The organism is Enterococcus sp. 3G6_DIV0642, assembly GCF_002140635.1.
GTDB lineage: Bacteria > Bacillota > Bacilli > Lactobacillales > Enterococcaceae > Enterococcus_D > Enterococcus_D casseliflavus.
In genome coordinates, this window is sequence record NZ_NGLH01000001.1 from 1,899,468 (window position 1) to 1,922,059 (window position 22,592).

Annotated in this window: 23 protein-coding genes and 1 riboswitch; of the genes, 2 read left to right on the forward strand and 21 right to left on the reverse strand. The window is 41.1% G+C overall.

Annotated features, from left to right (window positions below):
* The first annotated feature begins 89 nt into the window (after positions 1 to 89).
* The gene (locus A5878_RS09090; RefSeq protein WP_086295439.1) at positions 90 to 755 is read left to right on the forward strand and encodes an NAD(P)H-dependent oxidoreductase; all 666 of its coding nucleotides are present in this window, start codon (positions 90 to 92) and stop codon (positions 753 to 755) included.
* On the forward strand, positions 755 to 928 hold the full coding sequence (locus A5878_RS17505) for a hypothetical protein (protein ID WP_167823327.1): 174 nt from the start codon (positions 755 to 757) through the stop codon (positions 926 to 928). Before A5878_RS09090 ends, A5878_RS17505 begins: the two co-directional genes overlap by 1 nt.
* A 96-nt stretch (positions 929 to 1,024) precedes the next feature.
* Here the strand turns inward: A5878_RS17505 and dat are convergent, their stop codons facing one another.
* From dat to A5878_RS09200, 21 genes are all read right to left on the reverse strand, one after another.
* Positions 1,025 to 1,882 carry a D-amino-acid transaminase gene (gene dat / locus A5878_RS09095; protein ID WP_086295441.1) on the reverse strand — a complete coding sequence of 286 codons (858 nt, stop codon included), beginning with the start codon at positions 1,880 to 1,882 and terminating at the stop codon, positions 1,025 to 1,027.
* A 121-nt stretch (positions 1,883 to 2,003) separates the two neighbouring features.
* Positions 2,004 to 3,104: an AI-2E family transporter gene (locus A5878_RS09100; protein ID WP_010748435.1), complete on the reverse strand. Its 1,101-nt coding sequence runs from the start codon at positions 3,102 to 3,104 to the stop codon at positions 2,004 to 2,006.
* 162 nt (positions 3,105 to 3,266) lie between these two features.
* On the reverse strand, positions 3,267 to 3,695 hold the full coding sequence (locus A5878_RS09105) for a hypothetical protein (RefSeq protein WP_228077459.1): 429 nt from the start codon (positions 3,693 to 3,695) through the stop codon (positions 3,267 to 3,269).
* 76 nt (positions 3,696 to 3,771) lie between these two features.
* Positions 3,772 to 4,188, reverse strand: coding sequence for a GNAT family N-acetyltransferase (locus tag A5878_RS09110; protein ID WP_086295444.1), 417 nt, complete (start codon positions 4,186 to 4,188; stop codon positions 3,772 to 3,774).
* A gap of 211 nt (positions 4,189 to 4,399) precedes the next feature.
* The gene (locus tag A5878_RS09115) at positions 4,400 to 5,323 is read right to left on the reverse strand and encodes an LCP family protein (protein WP_005226221.1); all 924 of its coding nucleotides are present in this window, start codon (positions 5,321 to 5,323) and stop codon (positions 4,400 to 4,402) included.
* A 1-nt stretch (position 5,324) separates the two neighbouring features.
* On the reverse strand, positions 5,325 to 5,978 hold the full coding sequence (locus A5878_RS09120) for a phosphatase PAP2 family protein (protein WP_074536729.1): 654 nt from the start codon (positions 5,976 to 5,978) through the stop codon (positions 5,325 to 5,327).
* A complete protein-coding gene (locus A5878_RS09125) occupies positions 5,975 to 7,168 on the reverse strand; it encodes an FtsW/RodA/SpoVE family cell cycle protein (RefSeq protein WP_086295446.1) in 1,194 nt (397 codons plus the stop codon). Before A5878_RS09125 ends, A5878_RS09120 begins: the two co-directional genes overlap by 4 nt.
* The gene (locus A5878_RS09130) at positions 7,146 to 8,300 is read right to left on the reverse strand and encodes an FtsW/RodA/SpoVE family cell cycle protein (protein ID WP_074933644.1); all 1,155 of its coding nucleotides are present in this window, start codon (positions 8,298 to 8,300) and stop codon (positions 7,146 to 7,148) included. Before A5878_RS09130 ends, A5878_RS09125 begins: the two co-directional genes overlap by 23 nt.
* Positions 8,301 to 8,426: 126 nt before the next feature.
* Positions 8,427 to 8,602: riboswitch (M-box (ykoK) riboswitch) on the reverse strand.
* Between the two features lie 287 nt (positions 8,603 to 8,889).
* Positions 8,890 to 10,785, reverse strand: coding sequence for a mannonate oxidoreductase (locus A5878_RS09140; protein WP_081116329.1), 1,896 nt, complete (start codon positions 10,783 to 10,785; stop codon positions 8,890 to 8,892).
* 347 nt (positions 10,786 to 11,132) lie between these two features.
* Positions 11,133 to 12,662 carry an alkyl hydroperoxide reductase subunit F gene (gene ahpF / locus A5878_RS09145; protein ID WP_074536726.1) on the reverse strand — a complete coding sequence of 510 codons (1,530 nt, stop codon included), beginning with the start codon at positions 12,660 to 12,662 and terminating at the stop codon, positions 11,133 to 11,135.
* 9 nt (positions 12,663 to 12,671) lie between these two features.
* Positions 12,672 to 13,235 carry an alkyl hydroperoxide reductase subunit C gene (gene ahpC / locus A5878_RS09150; protein WP_005226227.1) on the reverse strand — a complete coding sequence of 188 codons (564 nt, stop codon included), beginning with the start codon at positions 13,233 to 13,235 and terminating at the stop codon, positions 12,672 to 12,674.
* Between the two features lie 308 nt (positions 13,236 to 13,543).
* Entirely contained in the window at positions 13,544 to 13,747 is a 204-nt protein-coding gene (locus tag A5878_RS09155; protein WP_179190640.1) for a hypothetical protein, read from the reverse strand.
* A gap of 152 nt (positions 13,748 to 13,899) precedes the next feature.
* A complete protein-coding gene (locus A5878_RS09160) occupies positions 13,900 to 14,859 on the reverse strand; it encodes a permease prefix domain 1-containing protein (RefSeq protein ID WP_086295449.1) in 960 nt (319 codons plus the stop codon).
* Positions 14,856 to 15,188 (reverse strand): PadR family transcriptional regulator, encoded by a 333-nt coding sequence (locus A5878_RS09165; RefSeq protein WP_060791991.1) that lies wholly within the window; start codon positions 15,186 to 15,188, stop codon positions 14,856 to 14,858. The genes A5878_RS09160 and A5878_RS09165 overlap by 4 nt, the downstream gene beginning before the upstream one ends.
* Positions 15,189 to 15,378: 190 nt before the next feature.
* On the reverse strand, positions 15,379 to 16,350 hold the full coding sequence (locus A5878_RS09170) for a siderophore ABC transporter substrate-binding protein (RefSeq protein ID WP_086295451.1): 972 nt from the start codon (positions 16,348 to 16,350) through the stop codon (positions 15,379 to 15,381).
* A 24-nt stretch (positions 16,351 to 16,374) separates the two neighbouring features.
* Positions 16,375 to 17,133: an ABC transporter ATP-binding protein gene (locus tag A5878_RS09175; protein WP_074536722.1), complete on the reverse strand. Its 759-nt coding sequence runs from the start codon at positions 17,131 to 17,133 to the stop codon at positions 16,375 to 16,377.
* Entirely contained in the window at positions 17,130 to 18,074 is a 945-nt protein-coding gene (locus A5878_RS09180) for an iron chelate uptake ABC transporter family permease subunit (RefSeq protein ID WP_086295453.1), read from the reverse strand. The genes A5878_RS09175 and A5878_RS09180 overlap by 4 nt, the downstream gene beginning before the upstream one ends.
* Positions 18,071 to 19,021 (reverse strand): ABC transporter permease, encoded by a 951-nt coding sequence (locus A5878_RS09185; protein ID WP_074536720.1) that lies wholly within the window; start codon positions 19,019 to 19,021, stop codon positions 18,071 to 18,073. The genes A5878_RS09180 and A5878_RS09185 overlap by 4 nt, the downstream gene beginning before the upstream one ends.
* 318 nt (positions 19,022 to 19,339) lie before the next feature.
* On the reverse strand, positions 19,340 to 19,540 hold the full coding sequence (locus tag A5878_RS09190) for a hypothetical protein (RefSeq protein ID WP_017144376.1): 201 nt from the start codon (positions 19,538 to 19,540) through the stop codon (positions 19,340 to 19,342).
* A 119-nt stretch (positions 19,541 to 19,659) separates the two neighbouring features.
* On the reverse strand, positions 19,660 to 21,024 hold the full coding sequence (locus tag A5878_RS09195; RefSeq protein ID WP_005226235.1) for an FAD-dependent oxidoreductase: 1,365 nt from the start codon (positions 21,022 to 21,024) through the stop codon (positions 19,660 to 19,662).
* Complete coding sequence (locus tag A5878_RS09200; RefSeq protein ID WP_010748448.1) at positions 21,021 to 22,490, reverse strand: helix-turn-helix domain-containing protein; 1,470 nt, start codon at positions 22,488 to 22,490, stop codon at positions 21,021 to 21,023. The genes A5878_RS09195 and A5878_RS09200 overlap by 4 nt, the downstream gene beginning before the upstream one ends.
* Positions 22,491 to 22,592: the final 102 nt, after the last annotated feature.

Below are 22,592 nucleotides of genomic sequence, written 5' to 3' on the forward strand. Positions count from 1 at the left end.
AAATCAAACTAAAAGAGGACGAACACTACGAAAAGCAAAGCAGACTAGTTTCCCTTTCTGGTAAAATATGGTACATGTAGTAGGAAAGGATGATCAATCTCATGATAAAAACCTTAGTGGTGGCTAGCCACCCGGATTTCCGCAACTCACTTTCCCAACGTTTTTTCAGTGAAAGTGCCAAACTTCCTAATGTCACCATTCATTTTCTTGATGATCTTTCTGACTTTTCTCTTGCCGATGAACAGGCGCTGCTGCAAAACTGTGACCGTTTGGTTTTACAATTCCCCTTATATTGGTACAGTGTTCCAGCAAAAATGAAAGCTTGGATCGATACAGTTTGGGAAAATTGTGCGCCTGCATTGGTGGGAAAAGAAATCAGTTTTGCCGTTTCTACTGGTGTTGCTGCCAAAGAATTTCAGTTAGGTGGTCGAGAAAATACGACCTTTAACGAAATTTTGCATCCACTCGTACTGATGGCAAAAAAACACCAAATGACCGTGTTACCCATCGTTGTCCTTGACCAACTGATGTATAAAACGGAAAAAGAAAAGCGTGCCTTTGTCATTGCCTATCAGCAATTATTATCGATGCCCGCTCCCTTTACGTTTGATCAAAAGCAACAATGGTTTGCTGAGAAGCTGGCGCATTTGGTTTCTGAAAAACCACAGCTTTCTCCTTTGCTATCCCTGTTGCAGGAAAACCATGAAACATTGATCGAATTAGAAGATGCTTTAGCTGAATTGGAGGTGCTTTGATGGGTCATGATTGGCTAACACCGCTGATAGAACAATCCATTCAAGAAACCATTGATTACCACGAAAAAGCATTTTTGCAAGAGCTGGGACAGTTGTTGCAGCAGCAAGAATCCCGCATCGAATTGAAACAAGGAGAACTTGATGGGAAGTTGTGGAACCCTAGTGAATGGTAAGAAATAATTTTCAACGCAAGAAAAAGCTTTGGTCCCACCCAGCCTTAAAAATACTGGGTGTTGCCAAAGCTTTTTTAGGTGGTTTCTATTACATAATCACAATGAATCGCTTTTATTCTTTGTGGCAGCGATATACGGTGCTTGCAATTGCTTCGTGATTGAACCCAATACGCCAGTGCCAACTGGTTTCCCATCAATGGCAACGATCGGAACGATTTCCCAAACCGAGTTGGTCAAGAAACACTCTTGCGTGTTGCGTAGTGCCTCAATCGGGACGGGTTCTTCTCGATAGGGAATTTCTAATTGCCGACACAACTGAAGCACCTTCATTTTCGTGATCCCCGGTAACACCAAGCGCCCGTCCGGATGAGTACAGACGATTCCATCAATGACAAACCAGAGATTGGATGCAGATGCTTCTGTAAAAAAGCCATCTCGTTGCAGTAACGCATCATCGAAACCAGCTTCGATCGCTTGATCCAGCGCCAAAAGGTTCCCTAACAAACTCAATGATTTGATATCACAATGCAACCAGCGTTCATCAGGAAGGATGGTTGCCGAAAGCCCTGCTTGCTGCATTTCATCTGGTCGTTCAAAGGGGATCACATTTGCCGTCACCACCCCTTTGACCGATCCAGCTGGTGGAAACTCGTGATTTCTCGGAGAAGCGATTACTCGGGTGATCTGAAGATAGATTTCTCCTTCTGTGATTCCTTCAGTCTTTATGAGTAACTTTAGATTTTCAGTCAATTGGGGAATCGAATAGGGTAACGTTAGCTTAATTTTTTGTGCACTGCTTTCCAATCGAGCCATATGCTCCGCTAACATAAAACAGTGGCCATTATATATTCGGATAACTTCATAGATCCCATCACCATACTGATAGCCACGGTCTTCGATATCAATTCTCACTGCCTCTCGATCAACGATCTGATCATTCCACAAAACCTTCATTTCCTCACTCCTATCGTCGTTTTCGTTTCAATCAGTATAGCATGAGTCTTTGTACCGTGCTATGTGTCATCTAAAACAAAAAACTTGCTGATGAAGATTTCTTCAACAGCAAGTTTTATTGTTACAATGACTCCTTATCGATCACAGAACGTTCTAGTTTGCGTTCCTGGAAAAAACGGAGTAGCGTGCCAGACATCGCCATAATGATCGAATACACTGGAAGTGCAACGATCATACCAACAAATCCCAGCAAGTTGCCGGCGATCAATAATAAGAACACCGCAATAATCGGATGGATATGCAACACTTTATTCATTACTAGAGGTGAAACTAGATACGATTCACCCAATTGAATGATCGTGATGCCCACTACCAATAAAATGGCGGTACGGATATCTAAACTTAAAGCAAATAGAAATGCGGGTGCCGCTCCGATAAATGGTCCGAAGTATGGGATGATATCCAAGACACCGCAAATCAGGCCTAAAAGCAACGCATTCTGCAAACCTAGCAAAGAAAAAATCAAATAACTGGAAACGGCAACGTACGAACATACAAGCAATTTCCCGCCAATATAAGCAGATGCTGCTTGGTGGAAATCACTGCATAATTGACGCATCAAACCTTGGTACTTTTTCGGTGTTTTGTTTGCTAAAAAGTCTGGCACTTTCTCACCGTCTTTAAACATATAGACTAAGAGCAGTGGGATCGTAAACAAAACGATCGCTGAGTGAGAAACGATGGAGATCAAACTCGTCAGACTATTCGTTGCCCCTGTAATAAACTGCAAAGCGAAATTACTCGCTTGCGAAATATCGATCGAATCAATGAAAGGACCGAAAAGTTCCTCCAAATAGGAATGATCGATGTTATCGATCACTAAATTGATGATAACGGGTATTTGATTGATAAAGCGTCCCATCTCATAGGCTAATGCGGGTCCAATCACCTGAATGATCAAATAAGCTGCAAAAACGATCAACAACAGTGTCGCATACAGCGCGATGCTTTTCTTTTTCGTCCTTCTTTTTACCCAATTAAAGAAAGGCAAAAAGATATAAAAAATAAAAATTGATATCAGTACAGGTAAAAAGACACTAGAAAAGATTGCTTCTAATGGTCGAAAAACAAACAGTATATTTGAATAGATCCAGACGGCGATCCCTAAAAGGCAGACGATCACCAGACCTGCAAAAATTTTTGATTTTTTAAGAAACTCCAATAATTGATCCTCCTGATTCTAGAAAATACGTTCACTTCTTTCAGTTTATCATAATTTTTTAAGCGAATGATCCTTTTGCGAATATTTTTTCAAAAATCCACGTTTTTCACAGGAAACTTTTGATTAATTTAATTATTTTACCCATAAAACCCTTCTGCAAAATCAATTTTGATGAGCAGAAAAAGGAACCGAGAGTTGCAAGTGTTTGATACAGTAAGCTGCCACACCGAGCTGGAGTAAACCTAACATTAAGAAAATCAGATGCAAAACATTCCCGCCCCTTAATAAAATCACTTGAACAATGATCCAGATAACTAAACAGATGCCTAAAAGCAATTCGCCATGATACCCTTGGTTGCGCCACAATCGGATAGCTGCCAATAAATTGCCCAGTCCTAACACAATTAGCAAAAACACCCCGGGAATCAAAAATGTTGTAAATGGCGTTCCTTGGAGCATGGACGATTCCAATCCAGCAAATGACTGTCCTTTCCTTAATGGCTCAATACTCATAAACGCCAGTATGCTTCCTCCACATGCGCCAACACCAATCACTAAACTTAACACAAATAACGCAAATCGCAGCTTCATTTCTCCCACTCCTTCATCAAACATAAAACCGTTAATAAATTGACCATTTTCAACTAGCGATCGGATTCCTGGCTGTCTACTCGTTTTTAGGTGAATAAATAAATGCTGCAATTTGCTGCGTTTCTACAGAGGAAAAGCCGCAAGACTCATAAAATCGGCGCGTTTTCTCTGTGTTGTCCGTGATCAAAACCTTTTGTCGAATCGATGGATAATTCGCCAGCATTTTTTTGAGCAATCGCTGGCCAATTTTTTTACGTTGGAACGCTGGCGCTACTAACAGATCTTGAATATAAAGAATGGTTTGTCCATCGGTTATACATCGAATAAGTCCGACTAGCTGCTCTTCAACATAGGCAGTGATCACCTGCGACTGAGCTAGGCCATTTAATAGTCGCTCTGGCTCTTTCGTATAGGCGAACCAGCCAAAACATTTATACAAAGCGAGTATCTGATATGAATCCGCTGGTAATTGATCTTTAAAGATGATAGTCATTCTTTTCCCCCTTGTAACTTTTAACCAAACGATGCAGCAACAAATAAAGAGTTAACAGTCCTTCTCCGAACAGGCTCTTGCTACCCTTCAAGCCGAATTGCTTTGCTTGACTAAAGAGTATCCTGAGGAAAAGCAGCTGTCAACTCTAATCACGATTTACTAGAGGAACAAAGAGGAAGTGGTGTTATTACTAATTAAACCCAAGGCTTACTTAATCAAGCATTAATTCGCTTTTTAAACGCTGACTCGTCGCTTGTTGTTCTTCAGGCGACACTTCTTGATAAGAGATACCGTATTCACCTCTAAAGCCATCGCCAGTGAACCCAGTACCCGCCATTTGGTAAGATTCGACAGTAACGAGTGCCGATTGATATTGGGTGAATAGTTGACTCATCTGAGAAAACGTTAAATCTGTTTCACCATTTTCCCCAATAATCGTTAACAGATCCTGAATCCGCATCACGCTTGATAGAGAAACTAATTCATTGGCCAAAATCTCTGTCACTTCTCGCTGACGACGTTGGCGTCCATAGTCACCTTCAGGGTCTTCTTTGCGCATACGGGTATATTGAAGTGCTTCCCAGCCATCCAAATCAAGGATACCTTCTTCAAAATAGATATCCTCAGCAGTAAATGCAAAATCGTTTTCAACGGTAATACCGCCAATCGCATCAACTAGATCTGCCATACCATCCATATTTAAAGAAAAATAATGATGAATCGGAACATTAAGGTATTGTTCCACTGTTTCAATCATCATCTTTGCTCCGCCAAAGGAATGTGCGTGGTTGATTTTATCTTCATATCCTTGACCAACAATTTCAACATACGCATCCCTGGGAATACTCGTAAGTGTCGTTTTTTTCGTAACTGGATTCAACGTTGCAATCATGATCGTATTGGCACGATAATCTGTTTGCCGGCGAGCATCATTGGCAATTCCTAGCAAAAGCAGACTTAAAGGCTCTGTGTTTTCTATCACCTCTGCTTCTTGTCTTCCTTCTATCGGCCGATGAATCGAGTGCGCAACATTTTCAACTTGAAAATATACTTTGATTCCGTACGCAGTCCCCGATGCCACAACCACTGTAAGCAAAGCCAAAAATACAATAATTATTTTTTTTACCAAACTCAATTTATTCCCCCCTAAGCACCCTTTTTTTTATTGAAAAAACTATTGAACACGTAATCGAGCTGATTCCACTTGCCAATAAGATACTCGCTAACAAGTCACTAGGATAGTGAACCCCAAATAGCAGGCGGCTCATCATAATAAGCAGTAAATAAACCAATCCCAAAAACATAGCTATTTTTTGGCTAATAGGTCGTTTGCCTCTTTTGCCAGAAGCTATTTGTGCGAAGAAAAAGAGGAGAGAAATAATTAGCGTGGTCGCTAATAGTGTATGCCCACTTGGAAAACTGGCGGACGCCCGTTCCATACTGTCAGCAAACTCCGGTCTTGGGCGATCAACGAATTTCTTGATCACTTGGCCAACACCACTGATTATGATCATATTTCCCATCAACCAAAAACTCTCGATCCGTTTCTTCCGAAGAAACAAAATTGCTGCCAATAGAAAATGAATAGCCGCTATCGGGACGATCGTTGCCGTGCTAGCAAGCGGAACAAAAATCGCTTCTACTGTAGCCGTCCGCCATTGAGGCACGTGGGAAAACAGGTTATCAAGCGTTTGGAACCACTGCGGCTCTAGTGCTACAAGGAAAAACAACCATGCGAAACAGCTACAAAGCAGTCCACCTATCACCCCTTGTTTTGCTGTCTTGCTCATGTTAATCCCCTACTTTCTTTTAATGCGTACGATCGTTTCTTCGCTTTAGTCGGGAATTTTTCTAACCCGAAAATAATTCCCATCGCAATACTGATCGCAATCAACGAGGTTCCTCCTTGGCTTAAAAATGGCAGAGGAATTCCCGTTAATGGCAGCAACCCAATCGCCGCGCCGATATTTTCAAAGATCTGAAAGACTAAGCCAAAAACGTACGTGATGGCGATATAGACCGACGCCTTGTTATTCGTTTTTAACGCAGCGAAAATGATTTGATAGATGAGATAAAAATACAAGAAGATCACTAAAGTACTTCCTAAAAAGCCATAGGTTTCACCAATAACTGTAAAAATCATATCTGATTCACGAACCGGCACGTACACTGTTGTATGGGTGTCAGGTGCTCCCAATAAGCCTCCTGAGCCAATCGCCCACATACTGCGAACTTGTTGGAACGCGATAGAGTCTTGATACGCTAGGGGATCTGCCCATGCTCGCACCCGGTCTAATTGATACTGCGAGAAATGAAGTCGAAACAAGACACGATTGCCCCATTCCGTAAACACGAGCAGCAATAAAATAGCGCCAAGGGCTGCAATCAAACCGATCACTACGGTCAAAATTTTCCAATGAACACCAGAGATAATAAATAAAGCCACTAACATCACGATAAACACTAAACTCGTACCAAAGTCCCGTTGCATAAACATCAATAGAAATGTCGGTATACTATAAAGCAAGATCTTAGTGACATAGATCAAATCGGATTTAATGGTCCGTTCGGCTTTTCGTTTTTCATACACTAAGGTGAGATAGACCATAAAAAGCATAAAGGCCACTTTCATAAACTCTGAGGGCTGAATGGTAAAGTCGCCGATTCTGATCCAGCGTTTGGTAGAAGTCTGCTCAAACATCGTTTGATCGTAGAACCAATGAAGAGAAGCCATCAAACCTAGCGCCAATACATACAAAAGACCCGAAAAGCGTAAGAGCAGATTGGTTGGGATCAAACTTGTAACGAAGAGCGCGATGGCGGATAGAACACAAAAAACGATCTGTCGAAAAACGATTCCAGAAGGATCATTGCCATCCATTATAGAAGCTTGATGCTGGACCCAAATGCTTAGCAAAAAAAGTAGAAAAACGGGCAGCAGCAAGGCATAGTTTGCATCATGTCGTTTGAGGAACTTCATTTCGTTTGCCCTCCTCTCGCTCTAATTTCAGGCACATACTAAAGGCAAATGAAAGAATAAAGTAACTGGAGCCACCATAGCTGATGAATGGTAACGGTACCCCCGTCATCGGCATCAACCCTAAAATACTGGCTATATTGATACTTGTTTGCAACAAAAGTAATGTACTTGTTCCTAGCAATATCAATCCAATCTGAGGGTTTTCAATAGCTGCGGAACGAATAAATAAACGTAAGATGATTACGAATAATAAGCCAATAACAAAAATCCCGAAAAGCAAGCCAAGCTCTTCTACTAAAACGGAAAAAATAAAATCGGTTTCCGCAACTGGTAAGAAGCCTTTTTTCGTAATACTGTTTCCTAAACCGAGACCAGTAAGCCCTCCATTAAATAAAGCATAGTAAGAATGGATCATTTGGAACCCCTGATTGTAAGGGTCGGAGAATGGATCGCCTACTAAGCGAATTCGGTTATATACGTGCATAAACATGTGGGGCAATAAATCATTGTCACCTAAAAACATGATCAACAGGGCAACCAGGAATAGACTGATCACTAAGCCACCAAATAAAAGAGCCGTCAGCTTCACAGGGACTTGTACCGTAGTTATCATGACAAATGCTAAAAAGAGTAAAATCATCACACCGGCTACTTTCGGTTGAATCAGGATCAACACACAGCACAAAAACAAAACGAAAAGCGGACGTTTCATTTCCTGCAAGGTGGTTTTTGCTGTTTGAAAGTAATGAGCAAGGTACAAGACCATCCCTACATTCACGATCTCTGAAGGTTGAAATTGAATCCCTGCGATCGAGACCCAGCGTTGTGCCCCATTAACAGAGACACCGAAAAAGGGCAAACGAGCTAAGAGCAAGGTAAAGATCCCAAATGCTAGCAGACCGATCGCTAAGTATTTGCTAAGTAAAATCTCTCTTCGCGTCCGCTGAATAATGAATAAAAGAACCCAGCTAAGTAACAAAAAGACCAATTGACGGATAAACAGCGACGCTGGTGGTTGATCTCTCGTTAATAAACGGTATGAACTTGCACTATAAATCATTAAAAGACCGATAAGGCTCAATAGCAAATAAGCTATGATCAGCAGCCAATCGATCTTCTTTTTTTCTATCATTGCTTCCACTCCTCTTGCCTTGGAGTAGGTGTTCAGACGGTACCAGTTATTTTGCTCTATGAGCTTCGTCATCCATCAGAAAGAAAAGCAAAAAAGTCTCACTTCTCTTAGGACGTCAGACTTTAGCAGCAATCTCATCGTCCGAGTTTTAGCACTATACAACGTAAAGAAAGTCATTTGCTCTCTTAGCTATTTTATGAAAAGCCTTAATCCGACAATTCCTGTTTTACACATTGGCGTCTTTCGACGTTTCTGCGCAATAGCTTGTGTTTGTATAGGAGCCTCACCTAACAAGGTTATATGTTATTTTTCAATCCAATATGAATGGTACCCTTCCTCGAATAAAGATACAACCAATTCTCTGTTATTTTTATTTTTCTTTAACTTTTCTTAAAGAATTTAGATATTTCGAATATTTTCTGCTCTATAAAGAAAAAACAACCAAAATAATCATCCAAACAAAAGAACGGCATCGATAAAGGATGTTATTAAAAAAACGAACATTTAAAAAAAGCAGTCCTTTTTCTAGGTGCTGAAAAAGGACTGCTTGCTTGATTTTGGTCTATTGATTGAAAGTTTTCTTGATCTATCAATCCACTGGTCGATTGGTTTGCCGTTCTTGCGCTGCTTTTCGTAACTGCTTCTGCGCTTTTTTTGATCCCCGTTCAATATCTCGAGTAAACTTGCGCTGCGCAAACTCAACGAATAGCTGATCAAGATCATAACCAGCGGGATAGAGCACCTCTCGCTTTGTGAGGAGTTGCAAGCGACGTGCGGCAACGACAAAAAATTGTTTCTCAATTGAAATTTTCGCTTGTCCTTGTTCCAAATACTCATAAAAAAGCCCGCGCTGGTTATGTTCTGTTGAAAAGACCAAGTCTCCTTTTTGAAAAATAAGATCTATCTTGGCTTCTTGTTGAGGGGTTTGTTTCTTCCCCTTTTCAAAAGGCTGCTTCTCAAAAGAATAGGTTTTATGCTTTAAATATTCCTTTGCCGTTTGGACTACGTCAACGGGAATCGCCATCTTCTCGGCAATCCAAAACGCATTACTATCACCGACTGCATTCGTCAGCAAGCGATATTTTGGTGTCAAGGTTTTGGCATCAAAAGCCATTGCCGCTGTTTCGAAATCTTGATGATCGACGGCAAACTGCTTGATTTCACCATAATGCGTTGTTGCGATCATTAAAGCTCCTGAGCGATAGATGGATTCCATGATGGCGATCGCCAAAGCAGCCCCTTCATTGGGCTCGGTGCCGCTGCCGATTTCGTCCAATAAAACAATACTGTGTCGGGTAGCATTCTTCATAATCTGAGCAATGTTCGACATATGTCCAGAGAAGGTACTTAAAGAATTTTCCAAACTTTGTTGATCGCCAATATCCATCCAAAGACTTTTTAAAAACGGAACAATGCTTTTGCCATTGTGTGCTGGAAATAAGCCATAATGAGCCATTGCGCAAACAAGCCCAACGGTTTTTAAGACGACGGTCTTTCCTCCAGCATTGGGCCCCGTGATGACCATACAGCGGTTTTCTTCTCCAAGTTTTAAAGAAAGAGGAACCGCATCACGCCCCAGCAAAGGATGGCGGACTTGATCAAGAAGCAAGACTTCTTCCTCAGTCATAGTTATCGGTTGCCCATTGATTTCCCGACAATATTTTCCCCGAGCAAAAATAATATCCAGCACAACTAAAATGTCAAGACAGGCAAACACGGCATTCATTTGTTCGGCGATCGCCCCTGTCAACTCTGACAACACTTGGTATTGAGCGGCTGTTTCTTCTGCTTGCGCCAAGATCAATCGATCATTTAAACGGGCAGCTGCCTCCGGTTCAATAAAGACAGTCGCTCGTTTATTGGAACGTTCAATGATCGTTCCTTTGAATTGCTGTTGGAATTCAGCACGCACGGGTAATGTATATCGGTCGTTCTTTTTGATGACACGATTTTCTTGTAAATAGCGACTTTCCTTAAAAAACTTTGCAAAAACTTTTTTCAGATCAGCTTCATATTTTTCGATCGTACCGCGAATTTTCCGCAATTCTCGACTGGCATTACTATCAACCTGACCATTGCGAATCTTTTGGAAAATCATTTCGGCGATTTCAGAAAAGTCTTCTAAACCTTGCGCATATTGATGTAATTTTGGGGCGATCGATTGATTCTTTTCGAACAATTGACGGATGATTCGAAAAGACCGTAAAAAGTCTCCATATTCAATAAGCTCCTGTGGTTCTAAAACAAACCCTTTTTCAATTTTCTCCGTATGGTGTAAGACATGCTGCAGCCCCATGAAAGGGACTTGACGACCGGCGGCTAATAGCGCCATCGCTTCAGTGGTCTCTGTCACTCGTTTTTGCGCAGAGTGGATCGTCGCTGCTGGTTTTTCATTCGCAAAGCGCGCTTTGCCGTAATCACTGATTATTTTTTTACTTACTTGTTCTTTGATTTGTTCAAATTCAGTTGCTTTTGGTATATTCATGAGTAATCCTTTCTTGTGCCTGAGGATCCCGGTAACATCCCCGTCCAAAAAAGTGTACAAAAAAAGCGACAGTCTCCCATCACCTGATTCATCAATAACGATTTTTATCGGTATCTACAGGCACAACAAATAAACAGTCTGTTTTTGCTTATTTGTTTTAATTGGCTGGTTAGATACCTACGACACTCATCAATATACCTCTTTCTTTTTTGAACGAGTTTTTTTCATTGTAATATAGAAGCTGTCCGTCTGTCAACTGCACCCAAACTGCCCTTACAAAAAGAAAAAACGCTCAGCAGCTCCTAGAAGCCCCTGAGACGTTTTTAGATTTTAAATGATGCAGATGCTTACGAGCGAATCAGGTGATCAAAGGCACCTAATGCCGCAGTGGCACCTGAACCCATTGAAGTGATGATCTGTTTGTATACACTATCGGTACAATCTCCCGCTGCAAAGACCCCTTCAATGTTGGTTGCACCGTGTTTGTCTACCACGATCTCATTACGCTCGTTTAAAACGATACGGTCTTTTAACCATTCAGTATTCGGCATTAAGCCAATCAAAATGAAGACACCCTCAACAGCTAATGTGAATTCGCCATTCGTTTCACGGTCAATGTAGGTCAATTGTTCGACATGATCGGATCCAGCAATTTCCTTCGTTGCCGCATTCGTAATAACAGTCACATTTTCTAACGTGTTCAAACGGTTTTGTAGCACAAGGTCCGCTTTTAGTTCTGGTAAAAATTCAAGAACATAGACGTGTTTTGCCATGCCAGCTAAATCGATCGCTGCTTCGATCCCAGAGTTTCCGCCGCCAATGACAGCAACCTCTTTCCCAGCAAATAACGGGCCGTCACAATGTGGACAATAGGCAACACCTTTATTTTTGAATTCTTTTTCTCCTGGAACATTGATGTTACGCCAGCGAGCGCCAGTTGCTAAAATGGCCGTTTTGGTTTTTAATACTGCACCATTTTCTAATTCAACTTCGATGACGTCATTGCGGCGAATATCTTTCGCACGCTGCCCTTTCATCACATCTACATTGTATTCGTTGATGTGCTCTTCTACCTGACGCATTAATTTTGGTCCTTCGGTATAAGGAGTACCGATCATGTTTTCGATCCCCAGGGTTTCCATTACTTGTCCACCCATTGTTTCGACGACCATCCCAGTATTGATGCCTTTACGCGCTGCATAAATCGCTGCGCTTCCGCCTGCAGGTCCGCCACCGACAACTAACACATCGAAAAGCTCTTTTTCAGCAAAGTCATCTTTACTCGTCGGACCAGCTGCTTTTTCCAACAACTGTTCGATCGTTTGACGGCCGCTTGCAAATTCTTCACCGTCTAAAAAGACGGTTGGCACAGCCATAATTTTTTTCTTGTCAATTTCTTCTTTGAACATCCCACCTTCGATCATAGTGTGACTGATGGAAGGATTTAGCACTGCCATGATATTTAACGCTTGAACAACATCAGGACAGTTATGGCAGGTCAAACTGACATAGGTTTCAAAATGTAATGGCTTATCGATCGCTTTGATGCGCTTTTGAAGTGTTTCGTCAATTTTCGGCGGACGACCGCTTACTTGAAGCAACGCTAAAATAAACGAAGTGAACTCATGTCCTAACGGTAAACCAGCAAAAGCGATGCCGCTTTCTTCACCGGGACGATTGATCGAAAAGCTTGGTGTCCGTTCACTTGCTACAGCTTGGATCGTGATTTTTGGCGACATTTCTGCGATTTCTTCTAAGAATTCACGTACTTTCGTGGAAGAATCATCCTCACCTAAAGTTGCCGCAAAAACAACCTCTGATTCTAGCATCGCGAGATACTGTGTCAGTTGGTCTTTGATTGCCTTATCTAATGCCATGAGAGCCTCCTAAATCTTGCCTACAAGGTCTAAGCTTGGCGTTAAAGTTTCTTCGCCTTCTTTCCATTTTGCAGGACATACTTCACCTGGATGAGTACGGACATATTGTGCAGCACGGATTTTATCGATCAAGCCACTAGCGTCACGACCGATACCGTCCGCATTGATCTCAACTGTTTGGACTACGCCATCTGGATCGATGATGAATGTTCCACGTTGAGACAACCCAGAAGCTTCATCTAGTACATCAAAGATCTCTGAAATCACATGAGAAGGATCTGCAATCATGATATATTCGATTTTATTGATGGCATCAGAGTGATCATGCCATGCTTTATGGGTGTAATGAGTATCTGTTGATACAGAATAAACTTCTGCGCCTAATTCTTTTAATGATGCATATTGATCTTGCAAATCTTCAAGCTCTGTCGGACAAACAAATGAGAAATCTGCAGGATAAAAACAAACAACGTTCCATTTTCCTTTAAAATCTTCTGATGAAACATCGATAAATTTTCCATTGTGGTAAGCTTTCGCTTCGAATGAACCAATCTCTTTTCCAATTAATGACATATCATTTCCTCCAATTAGAATAATTATTTGAGAATAATCTCTATTAATTATTAGTATATCTAACTATAAAAAGCAATAGTTTATTCAGAAATAGTCAAAAAAAATGTTATCCTCCTCAGAAATGAGCATATTTATTTTCTATCCAACACAAATAGAGTATAGTAAAAAGTTTGGTTAATCATATCTAAGCAAAGTTCCTACCTGTTAGATTCTCAATTACATCTCCTATTCTCAATTAAACAAAAAAAGATTGCCTCTTCCTATGATTCCTCACAAAGTAACGTGAGTCATAGAAAAAGACAATTTTTTTATTTAGTATTTAAATAGTTGAACAATCCACTGATCGTTCGCTCCCTCAACGTGATCCGCTTGCCGTCTAAAAAAACTTCTTCGACTGGGTAATGGTCTTGAAAAGGTGGAACTTCCAAGTATTGGCTCGCAAGAAAGCGCTCCTGGGATTCGACTGTTGCTATTTCTTTGCTGCCATTTTTCAGATAATGAATTTCTAACATATCCATTGCCTCTTTTCTTGTTTTCTGAACTCTTAAAAAGCATTGAGAGAACTTCATTTCTCGCTGTTCTTTTTTGATGGGTTCAGTTACAAGGCGTATTATAGTCTTCCTTTTTTTAAAAGTAAAGAAAGCACTCTCGGTTGAAGCGTCTCTTATTTTTTAGCTTTCGTATGTCCGATAAAGTAGTCTTCTAATACGCCGCCGATCACAAAAATGACCCAAGAGTAAGCCCACGCCTGAAACATAAAGGACCAAAGCATATAAACAACCAAAATCACTGGCCAGTAGACTGTTCGAAAAAAGGTAACTCGACCAGCGGATTCGCCATATTTATGACGTGTTGCTCGATCCCCAGGATTGTCTTCGTCGCGAATAAAATACGTCTCAGTTGCCAGCTTCGCAAAGCCTGTACGGATAATACTTACATAAATAATAAAGAACACACCTACTGCAAACGTCATGAAAAATAGCGCAATACCGAATTCAACAGAGTAATAAATCAGCTCGCTTAACAGTACAGGCGCAATCGAAAAAATGCAGGCGCCAATTCCTAAAACAAGACCTATTCGAAAACTTTTTTCATAATTTGCGAGTTGCTGAGCGGCTTCTCGTTTGACATCCCTTTTGATTGGACGATCATCCAACTGTTTACGAGCACCGGAAAAGTGCAAACTGCTAGAGATAATAAAACCGACCCCGATGGCGATAAAAAGGATCATGACCATTACACCAAATAATTCCGCATAGAAACTGACAAAAAGCATCAAGGCTGCAAAAGCTGCGATACAAAATCCAATCCCTATAGACAACGAGAAAGCAAAGTGTCGCACAGTTCCCCAATAATCAAACGCATCGTCTTCTGTGATGGCATCGGACCAATCATCAATCGGCTCTTCTTCTTTTGAAACATTTAACTCTTGCAACAGCTCGTCTACGGAACCAAACTCACTGATTACTGCACCAATGGCTTCATGCTCACTTTTCCCTTGGTGAATCAGTTCCAAGTAGTGGTCTTCCATAATCGCTAAGAGGTCTTCTTTTGCCTTCTTGGTTTCTGGTGTGATGGGTACTGATAAAAATAAGCTGTCTAGATAGTCATGAATGGTTTTCATTTGTCTCCTCCTTGTAAGAACTGGTCAACGACGATCTTTGTCTGCTGCCACTCCAATATTTTCTCCGTAAGGCTTGCTTTTCCGTCTGCAGTTATCTGGTAATAGGTCCGCTTTTTGCCATGTGTCACTTCTCCTGGATACGAACGGATCAATCCTTGTTTTTCTAGCCGAGTAAAAGCGGAATACAACGTCGTTTCTTTGATCACATATAAAGCATCTGTTCCTTCGCGAATACGCTTGGATATTTCATATCCATAAGAATCTTCATTGGAAAGAATGGATAAAATGATTGCGTCGTTATAGCCGCGAATTCCGTCACTCGAGATCACGCAATCGCCTCCTAAATTACTTCATCTGTCGTACTAATTATAAAACAATTACTACGACAGGTAAAGTAAAGCTGATAAAGTTATCAAAAATCAGTCGCAGGTCTTAGAAAAAAGGAAAATAAAAAGGGACACGCGTTCTCAGTCTACTGATAAGCGTTTCCCTTATTACTTGATTGCTTTTCTCACCTATTTATTCAACGGCTGGTTTGACATCGTCCATCATTAGTTGGATCGACTCCAAGCCTGAACCTGCTAAATACCAAACCGCAGCGTCCAATTCAATGACTTGATCGTTTTGCCCAGCATTTGTTTCTTGGACGATTTCATTTGCAACAAATTCACTTTCACTTTCATTGCCACCGATCGCTTTTGTCCGATCGATCACGAAAATGATATCAGGATTTTTTTCAAGCAAATACTCATAAGATATACTTTGTCCATGTGTCGACGCCTCTAATTCCTCATCTACTGCAGGGAAACCAAATGTATCATACAAGATACTGTAACGAGAACCTGGACCGAAAGCAGAAAGATTGCCTTCATTTACCATAACAACCAAGGCTTTCTCGTCAGCATTTTGCGCTTGCTCCTTCAAGGTATCGATCTGACCTTGTAACGATGCTAGTTGTTCTTGCGCTTCCTCTTCCTTACCAAAAATTTGACCAATGGTCGTAATGTTGGCTTCGATCGATGCCCAAGTATCACTATTGTCAACGCTTAAGAAAACAGTTGGCACGATTGCAGACAATTCCTCTTGGAAATCACGTTGTCGCCCAGAAATAATGATTAGGTCTGGCTGCAGTTGATTGATTTTTTCTAAATCAGGCTCTTTGATTCCCCCTGCTGATTCAACATCTGCATACGCTGATAAATAATCTGGTAAATTGCTGGTCGCAGCAGCAACGATTCGATCCCCAAGGCCAAGCGCATCCATCGTGTCTAAGGCACTATTGTCAAAAACCACCACTTTTTCTGGTGCATAAGGAACAGTAACGGTTCCATTGCTATCAGTGATTTCAACCTCTGTCGGTGTCTGTTCACTCTGAGCAGTTTGGCTTTGCTGTGTCCCTGTCGATTCGATTGTACCAGTATTATTTGATCCGCATGCGGTCAACCCCGCTAATACGAAAATACTCATAAAGCTTACTACAATTTTTTTCATTTTTTTCCTCCTTAGAAATACATTTTATTGGAAGGTATAGCAAAATTGCCGACCATCCACTTGTACCAGTTTGATTGGAATCTCATATAACGATGCCAACACTTGCTCCTGGATCACAGCCTCAGTGTCGGCCGCTTTAAAAATCTGACCGTTTTTCATGGCAACGATGTGATCGGCGTAGCGAGCGGCAAAATTAATGTCGTGCAAAACGATCACAACGGTTTTTTGATAGTCTTCCACCAAGGTGGTCAATAGCTTCATCAGCTGGTTGGCGTGCTTCAAATCTAGATTGTTTAACGGTTCGTCCAACAGCAGATAATCTGTATCTTGAGCCAAGATCATCGCCAAGTAAACTCGTTGTAGCTGACCACCAGAAAGCTCATGGATCGATTGATTGGCGTATTCGGTAAGGGATAGCTTAGCTAAAGAATCATCAATGATCCTATCATCTGCTGCCGATTGTCGCCCGCGGTTATACGGATAGCGACCAAATGCCACCAGTTCTCTTACAGTCAGATTGACTGCATAGCGATTGCTTTGTTGCAAAAAAGCCATTTTTTTGGCTAGCTCTTTGGATTTCCATTGGCGAATCTCAGTTCCATCTAAATAAATATCACCAGTTCTCTGGTCCAGCATCCGACTGACCAAGGAGAGTAAGGTACTTTTCCCCGCACCATTAGGCCCGATAAAGGCAATCATTTTCTGCTCAGGTAATGCTAAAGAACATTCGGTCAACACCTGTGTTTTCGCATAATTTTTGGATACATTTTTTGTTTCGATCATGATTTTTTCCTTTCCAGCAGCAATTTGCTTATAAAGAAGACGCCGCCTACTAATTGGATCACGGTGCCGATGGTCGTTTGCCATTGAAACACTTGTTCCACTAAGAACTGCCCTCCTACTAACAGGAGAAAACCAATCAGGCTGCCACCCGCAAACAACCACCCATGGCGATAGGTGGGAAAAAGCTGATAGGTGATCGTTGCCACTACAAAGCCGAGAAAAACAGCTGGACCTACGAGTGCCGTAGCGGTACCTGTCAGAAGCGCAATCAAAAATAAAATACCTCTATGAAGCCATTGAACAGGAACGCCTAGACTTTTGGCTTGCCCGCTTCCTAAATGTAATAGATTCAATTCTGGAATCAACAGAATCAGGCAGCTACTACCGATCAAAATGATCACAGCAGCAATTAAGAGATGTTGCGTATTGATATTGCCAAAGCTAGCGAATAAGCGTCCTTGCAGTAAATCATATTCATTCGGGTCCATCAAGACTTGCAAAAACGTGCTCAGACTACTGAACATCGTGCCGCATACCATTCCAGCCATCAACAACAAAAACAACCCGTTGACGGCTTTTTGATAGAAAAAACCGATCAATAAACTTCCTAGAATGGCAGTCAGACTGACAGAAAATAAAAACATCGCTGCTGTTTCTTGGCTTAGCATCTGGATCCCGCCAATATAAAAGAAACACAGGGTCTGAACCAGGACATATAGTTGATCCAAGCCTAAGATTCCTGGTGTTAAATAGCGATTGCTCGTAATAGTCTGTAAGGTGATCGTACTAAAGGAAATTGCGATCGCCACCAGAGCAAAGGCGAAGATCCGACGGCCCCGCAATGCAAAAGCAAATGACCAATTACCATAGGTGCTATAGGTCAGATAGGCAGTAGCGGCACAAAGGATCAGAAAGAACAAAAGAAAGAGTTTTTTCTTCATTGAAACTTCCTCCCCAGCAGCAAAATCAAGAAGCAGCAGCCACCTAGTACACCGGCAACCACACTTACGGGCATCTCATACGGAGCAATCACGATGCGTGCCAATACATCACATAAAAGTAAAAATGCACTTCCAGCAAAGCTGATCAGCAGTAGATTATTCTTCAAATGATCCCCAAAGACCATGCCGATCATATTTGGGATAACGATTCCTAGAAAAGGGATTTGTCCAACGGTCAATAAAACGACACTACTGGCAAACGCCACCAGAGCGAACACAGCAAAGCGTAAAAACAGATAATTGATCCCTAGACTCTTGGCGGCACCTTCTCCTAAACCAGCAATCGTGATTTCATAAGCTAGGAAATACAACAGACCGAATACTGGAATCGTCAAATACAAAAGTTCATACTGGCCAGCCATAATGGTAGCGAAGTTTCCTTGAAGCCAAGAAGAGACATTTTGAACCAATTGGAAGCGATAGGCCAAGAAGCTGCTAATGGCACCGATGATATTACCGAACATCACCCCTGTCAAAGGGAGCATCATTGGATCTTTCTTTGGTAGAAATTGGCTTAAAAATAAAAAGAACAAAACACCTGCATAAGCAAACACAAATGCTGCGGTTGTCCGAATCAAGTTTGAAGCATTTGGCAGAAAAAGCATGACTAGCAAAATTCCTAAACGAGCACTATCAGATAACCCGATCGACTCAGATGCCACAAATTTATTTTGCATCATATGTTGCATGATTTTCCCACATAAACTAATGATTCCACCTGCAATAATCAAACTGATTGTCCGTGGGAGCCTAACTTTTACCAAAACAAGCCAATGATTCGGATCACCCTGCTGTAAACCACTTAATGATAATTCATGAGTTCCTACGAGTAAGGAACAGCCCACAAGAAAAATCAAGATCAGCAGTAATCCGATTTTTTTCAACATGCCCCGCCCCCTCCTTATTGAGAATGATTCTCACTCTCTTTAATAGGGTACCGTATTTCACTTAAAATCACAAGAATTTTTTTAAAAAATCCCTTTACCAACGCAATTTCAGTGAAAACGAATCTGCGAAGGCAAGGGATTATGTGATATTTTTCTCTTATAAAAGACTGCGAGCACGTCTTTTTTTCTCAACGGAGCCTATTTAATCGCTTAAATCAAATAAATACTTGAGAAGGCTAGATTCAACTTCTGAGTTTCATTCAATAACAAATCATTCACACGTTCATTCGTTTCAATTTGTTGAACCCCCTGTGTAGTTCACACATGCTCATCCCATGCTAGGCGTAGCTTTTCAGATAAAGAGTACTGATGAGCTAACGTTTCCATCCAAGGAACATTCGTCTGCCGATAACAATCCTTTACCAAAAATCGTTCAGTCATAAAACGAGCGTCGTCATATTTTTTACGAGTTTCTTCATCAAAAAGATAGCGATACCAGTTGGCATCAAAGTTCAGCACAACCCCACCTGGTTTAATACGCGATACCTTTCATGGGCGCAATTGCTATTTTCTCTCGATTAATGTCAATTCACAAAAATAAACCTGCGATCATCGCAGGTTTATCAAGACTTACTATTTTACTTTAACAAGCCATCAAGGGCCAATTGATTCAAAAAGTGCAGTGGAAATGAGATGGTTGGATTGAAAAAATAATCCATTGTTGCTAACTGGTGCAAGGTCGTCTTGCTATTGATCAAGGTTGAGATCGTATTGATGATCTCCAAACTTCCACGATCACTCGTAATGATTTGTCCCCCCATGATCACTTTCGTTTGCTGATCAAAAATCAGTTTTAACGTTACTTCAAAATCCTCATCTGTCGCGAAAAATGTCCGAGAATGAAATGTTTGCGTCACTGAATCTACTTCAAAGCCGTAATACGGTGCCTCGGTCTCATTAATACCTGAACTGCTGACGAAATAGCCAAACAATTTACTGACGACGGTCCGTTGCATTTTTGGAAAAGGAATTTTCGTTGTTCCCCGTTCATTTGCCAATAAATTGGTGGCAGCAACGATCCCGGTGCGGTAAGCATTTGTTACTAAAGGAATATACAAGGAGCTATCCGAATGATTAAATGGGATCGAAACAAGATCCCCAATTGCATAAATCGCTGGGTCAGACGTTTGCAAATACTCATTTGTCGATACCGTGCCATCCAGATTTAATTTCAGAAAATCTTCTACTAGCGCAACATTTGGACGTGGATTGACAGCATAAACGACCACGTCAGCTTGAATTTTCGTTCCATTTGACAGCTCAATTCCTTGATAATCGCCTTTCTCATTTTTGATCGTATGAGCGACATTGCTGTTAAGATAGATCTGCAAATTTTTAGGAAAGCGTTCCATCAAAATTTTGGCAATTTCATGATCAAAATAACGGAACAACAGCGTATCCATGCGATCGATCAAATGAACGGCTTTTTGTTGTCCGCTTAAAGATTCCGCTAATTCAAACCCGATCAGACCAGCGCCGACGATCGCAACGGTTTGGGCATTCTCGATTTTTTCTAATGCTTGCTTTGATTGACCAATGGTTTTGTAGGTCGTTATATGTGCTTCGACATCTGAGGCAAACTCCGAACGGAAAGTACTCGATCCCATCGCCAAAATCAAGCCATCATAACTCACTTCATCTTCTTGCTGATAAGATTCCGTTGATGTGACAAAATGAACCGTTTGTTCTTGCGGAAAGATTTTTGTGACTTCACTGTTTAGCATCACATTGATTCCTTCTGAAAGAAGTTCACTGGCAGTTGCCGTTTTGGAATCTTCCAAACGCTGAATGTAACCTTCCAGTACTAAATTCAAACTGCTGGCAACATAACCAAGAACGCTTGATTTTTCTATAATTATCACATCGACTTTTGGGTCAACTTTTTTTAAATGACGGGCAGCAGCAATTCCTGCATGAGAGCCTCCAATAATCACTATTCTCATATCTTTTCCAACTCGCTTTCAAGGTTCTCATTTCGTATTTCATCCACGATTTGATGAAGCCGCTCTTCTTCAAATGGGGTTGCACCACCTGTTAAAATCAATCGTTTTTTATAACGATAGCCTTCCGAGATCTCAGAATGATCAACGATCAATAGATCATAGTCCTTCTCCTTCGTCCCATCGAAGTGAATATTCGGATAGCCAGCCAATTCTTTGATCAAAAAGCGCCGTAAAAAGCCACTGCGTAATCGTGATTGAGTCAGTAAAATCCCTACCGTAAATGCTTTTTCCTGTTTTACTTGAATCCATTGACGGATCAAAAGCAATTCATTGGTCAAATGCTGCTTTTTCTCAAGAGAAAAGGACTGGTTTACGTTTTTCTCCAACTGTTCGATTGCTTGCTGTGCCACTTCGATCAAGCTCTCATTCGCAACACTTTGCGGCTGAAATTCAGCAAAGGCAATAATGCCGCCATGAATATACAACGCTTGGATCGTCACACTCGTCAAGAAGACGCGTAATTCCGTAGAAGTTTCTGTAGTCTTTCTTTCACTATCACCAATGGCCTGCAGCAGCTCCCCATTTAACGCATCGATCTCTTGGAAGAAAAGTGATTTTTGCAAGGAGTCATCCAGTGAAGGGCGAATCAAGCCTTCAGCTAATAAAAATAAATAGAAATATACCGTTTCATAATCGCTCCAGGATACGGCAAAACGACTGAGATAGCGCCCTAGTATATTCCGCAAAAGCTGAAACATCGCTTCATTTTCCAATGACTTCAACAATGGATACGAGGCTTCATGCTGTTGCGAGCCGCGATAATCAAAACGGGCTTCCATAATGCCTAACCAAAGCCCGACTTTCCAACGCTCTGCTTGACTAAACGTTGTCTGCAACTGTTTTTCAATGACTCGAATCAAATTGTTGATGGCTGGTGCATTCAAGCGAGCGATCAATTCTTCATTGGGATAACTTTGTGAAAAAAACTGATAATAGAAAAAGCGAATCTGTTTTTCATCCCCAATCAATTTTTTATTTTTTAATTGGATGTCGAATTCTTTCAATAACTGATTGATCGCTTTGAATCGACGAAACAATGAAGCTTCACTCAACATCAGTTCTAACATCATTTTCGTCGTTGACTCATCTCGATGAAAAAACAAATACGACAATATCTGAAAATCGATTGCTTCTGAAAGATACGCATAAAAAAATTGCTTCAGGGAAAAATCAAGAGGCAATACCAATTGCACTTGATCATTTTCTGAATAGATCAAAGCTGCGTCTTCATGGAAAGCAGCTAAATTTTGATGAAGATTTTGAAGTTCTTTTTGCAAAGTGGGCGCGGAAATGGATAACGTTTTTGCAAGTTTTTTATAAGAGACTTCTGAGCCATTCTGAAAAAAAACAGCCAAAATTTGAAAATGTACCTGCTGATTTTTTTCAAGCAGCTGCATCACATTCATTCTTGAACCTCCTTCACCTTTCACATACTAATTTCCCAATTAATGAGTCGTTTGTCAACTATAAAAATTGCCTGAATGTCTTTGAGTTCGATGGAAAAAGCG

Excerpts from the sequence above, each read along its gene's own strand:
- A5878_RS09195 (WP_005226235.1), bottom strand. The coding sequence starts at position 21,024 with ATGAGAATAGTGATTATTGGAGGCTCTCATGCAGGAATTGCTGCTGCC.
- A5878_RS09200 (WP_010748448.1), bottom strand. The coding sequence starts at position 22,490 with ATGAATGTGATGCAGCTGCTTGAAAAAAATCAGCAGGTACATTTTCAA.
- A5878_RS09125 (WP_086295446.1), bottom strand. The coding sequence starts at position 7,168 with ATGAAGTTCCTCAAACGACATGATGCAAACTATGCCTTGCTGCTGCCC.
- A5878_RS09175 (WP_074536722.1), bottom strand. The coding sequence starts at position 17,133 with ATGATCGAAACAAAAAATGTATCCAAAAATTATGCGAAAACACAGGTG.
- A5878_RS09185 (WP_074536720.1), bottom strand. The coding sequence starts at position 19,021 with ATGTTGAAAAAAATCGGATTACTGCTGATCTTGATTTTTCTTGTGGGC.
- A5878_RS17505 (WP_167823327.1), top strand. The coding sequence starts at position 755 with ATGGGTCATGATTGGCTAACACCGCTGATAGAACAATCCATTCAAGAA.
- A5878_RS09090 (WP_086295439.1), top strand. The coding sequence starts at position 90 with ATGATCAATCTCATGATAAAAACCTTAGTGGTGGCTAGCCACCCGGAT.
- A5878_RS09180 (WP_086295453.1), bottom strand. The coding sequence starts at position 18,074 with ATGAAGAAAAAACTCTTTCTTTTGTTCTTTCTGATCCTTTGTGCCGCT.
- ahpF (WP_074536726.1), bottom strand. The coding sequence starts at position 12,662 with ATGGCATTAGATAAGGCAATCAAAGACCAACTGACACAGTATCTCGCG.
- A5878_RS09130 (WP_074933644.1), bottom strand. The coding sequence starts at position 8,300 with ATGATAGAAAAAAAGAAGATCGATTGGCTGCTGATCATAGCTTATTTG.
- ahpC (WP_005226227.1), bottom strand. The coding sequence starts at position 13,235 with ATGTCATTAATTGGAAAAGAGATTGGTTCATTCGAAGCGAAAGCTTAC.
- A5878_RS09105 (WP_228077459.1), bottom strand. The coding sequence starts at position 3,695 with ATGAAGCTGCGATTTGCGTTATTTGTGTTAAGTTTAGTGATTGGTGTT.
- A5878_RS09120 (WP_074536729.1), bottom strand. The coding sequence starts at position 5,978 with ATGAGCAAGACAGCAAAACAAGGGGTGATAGGTGGACTGCTTTGTAGC.
- dat (WP_086295441.1), bottom strand. The coding sequence starts at position 1,882 with ATGAAGGTTTTGTGGAATGATCAGATCGTTGATCGAGAGGCAGTGAGA.
- A5878_RS09170 (WP_086295451.1), bottom strand. The coding sequence starts at position 16,350 with ATGAAAAAAATTGTAGTAAGCTTTATGAGTATTTTCGTATTAGCGGGG.
- A5878_RS09110 (WP_086295444.1), bottom strand. The coding sequence starts at position 4,188 with ATGACTATCATCTTTAAAGATCAATTACCAGCGGATTCATATCAGATA.
- A5878_RS09160 (WP_086295449.1), bottom strand. The coding sequence starts at position 14,859 with ATGAAAACCATTCATGACTATCTAGACAGCTTATTTTTATCAGTACCC.
- A5878_RS09155 (WP_179190640.1), bottom strand. The coding sequence starts at position 13,747 with ATGTTAGAAATTCATTATCTGAAAAATGGCAGCAAAGAAATAGCAACA.
- A5878_RS09140 (WP_081116329.1), bottom strand. The coding sequence starts at position 10,785 with ATGAATATACCAAAAGCAACTGAATTTGAACAAATCAAAGAACAAGTA.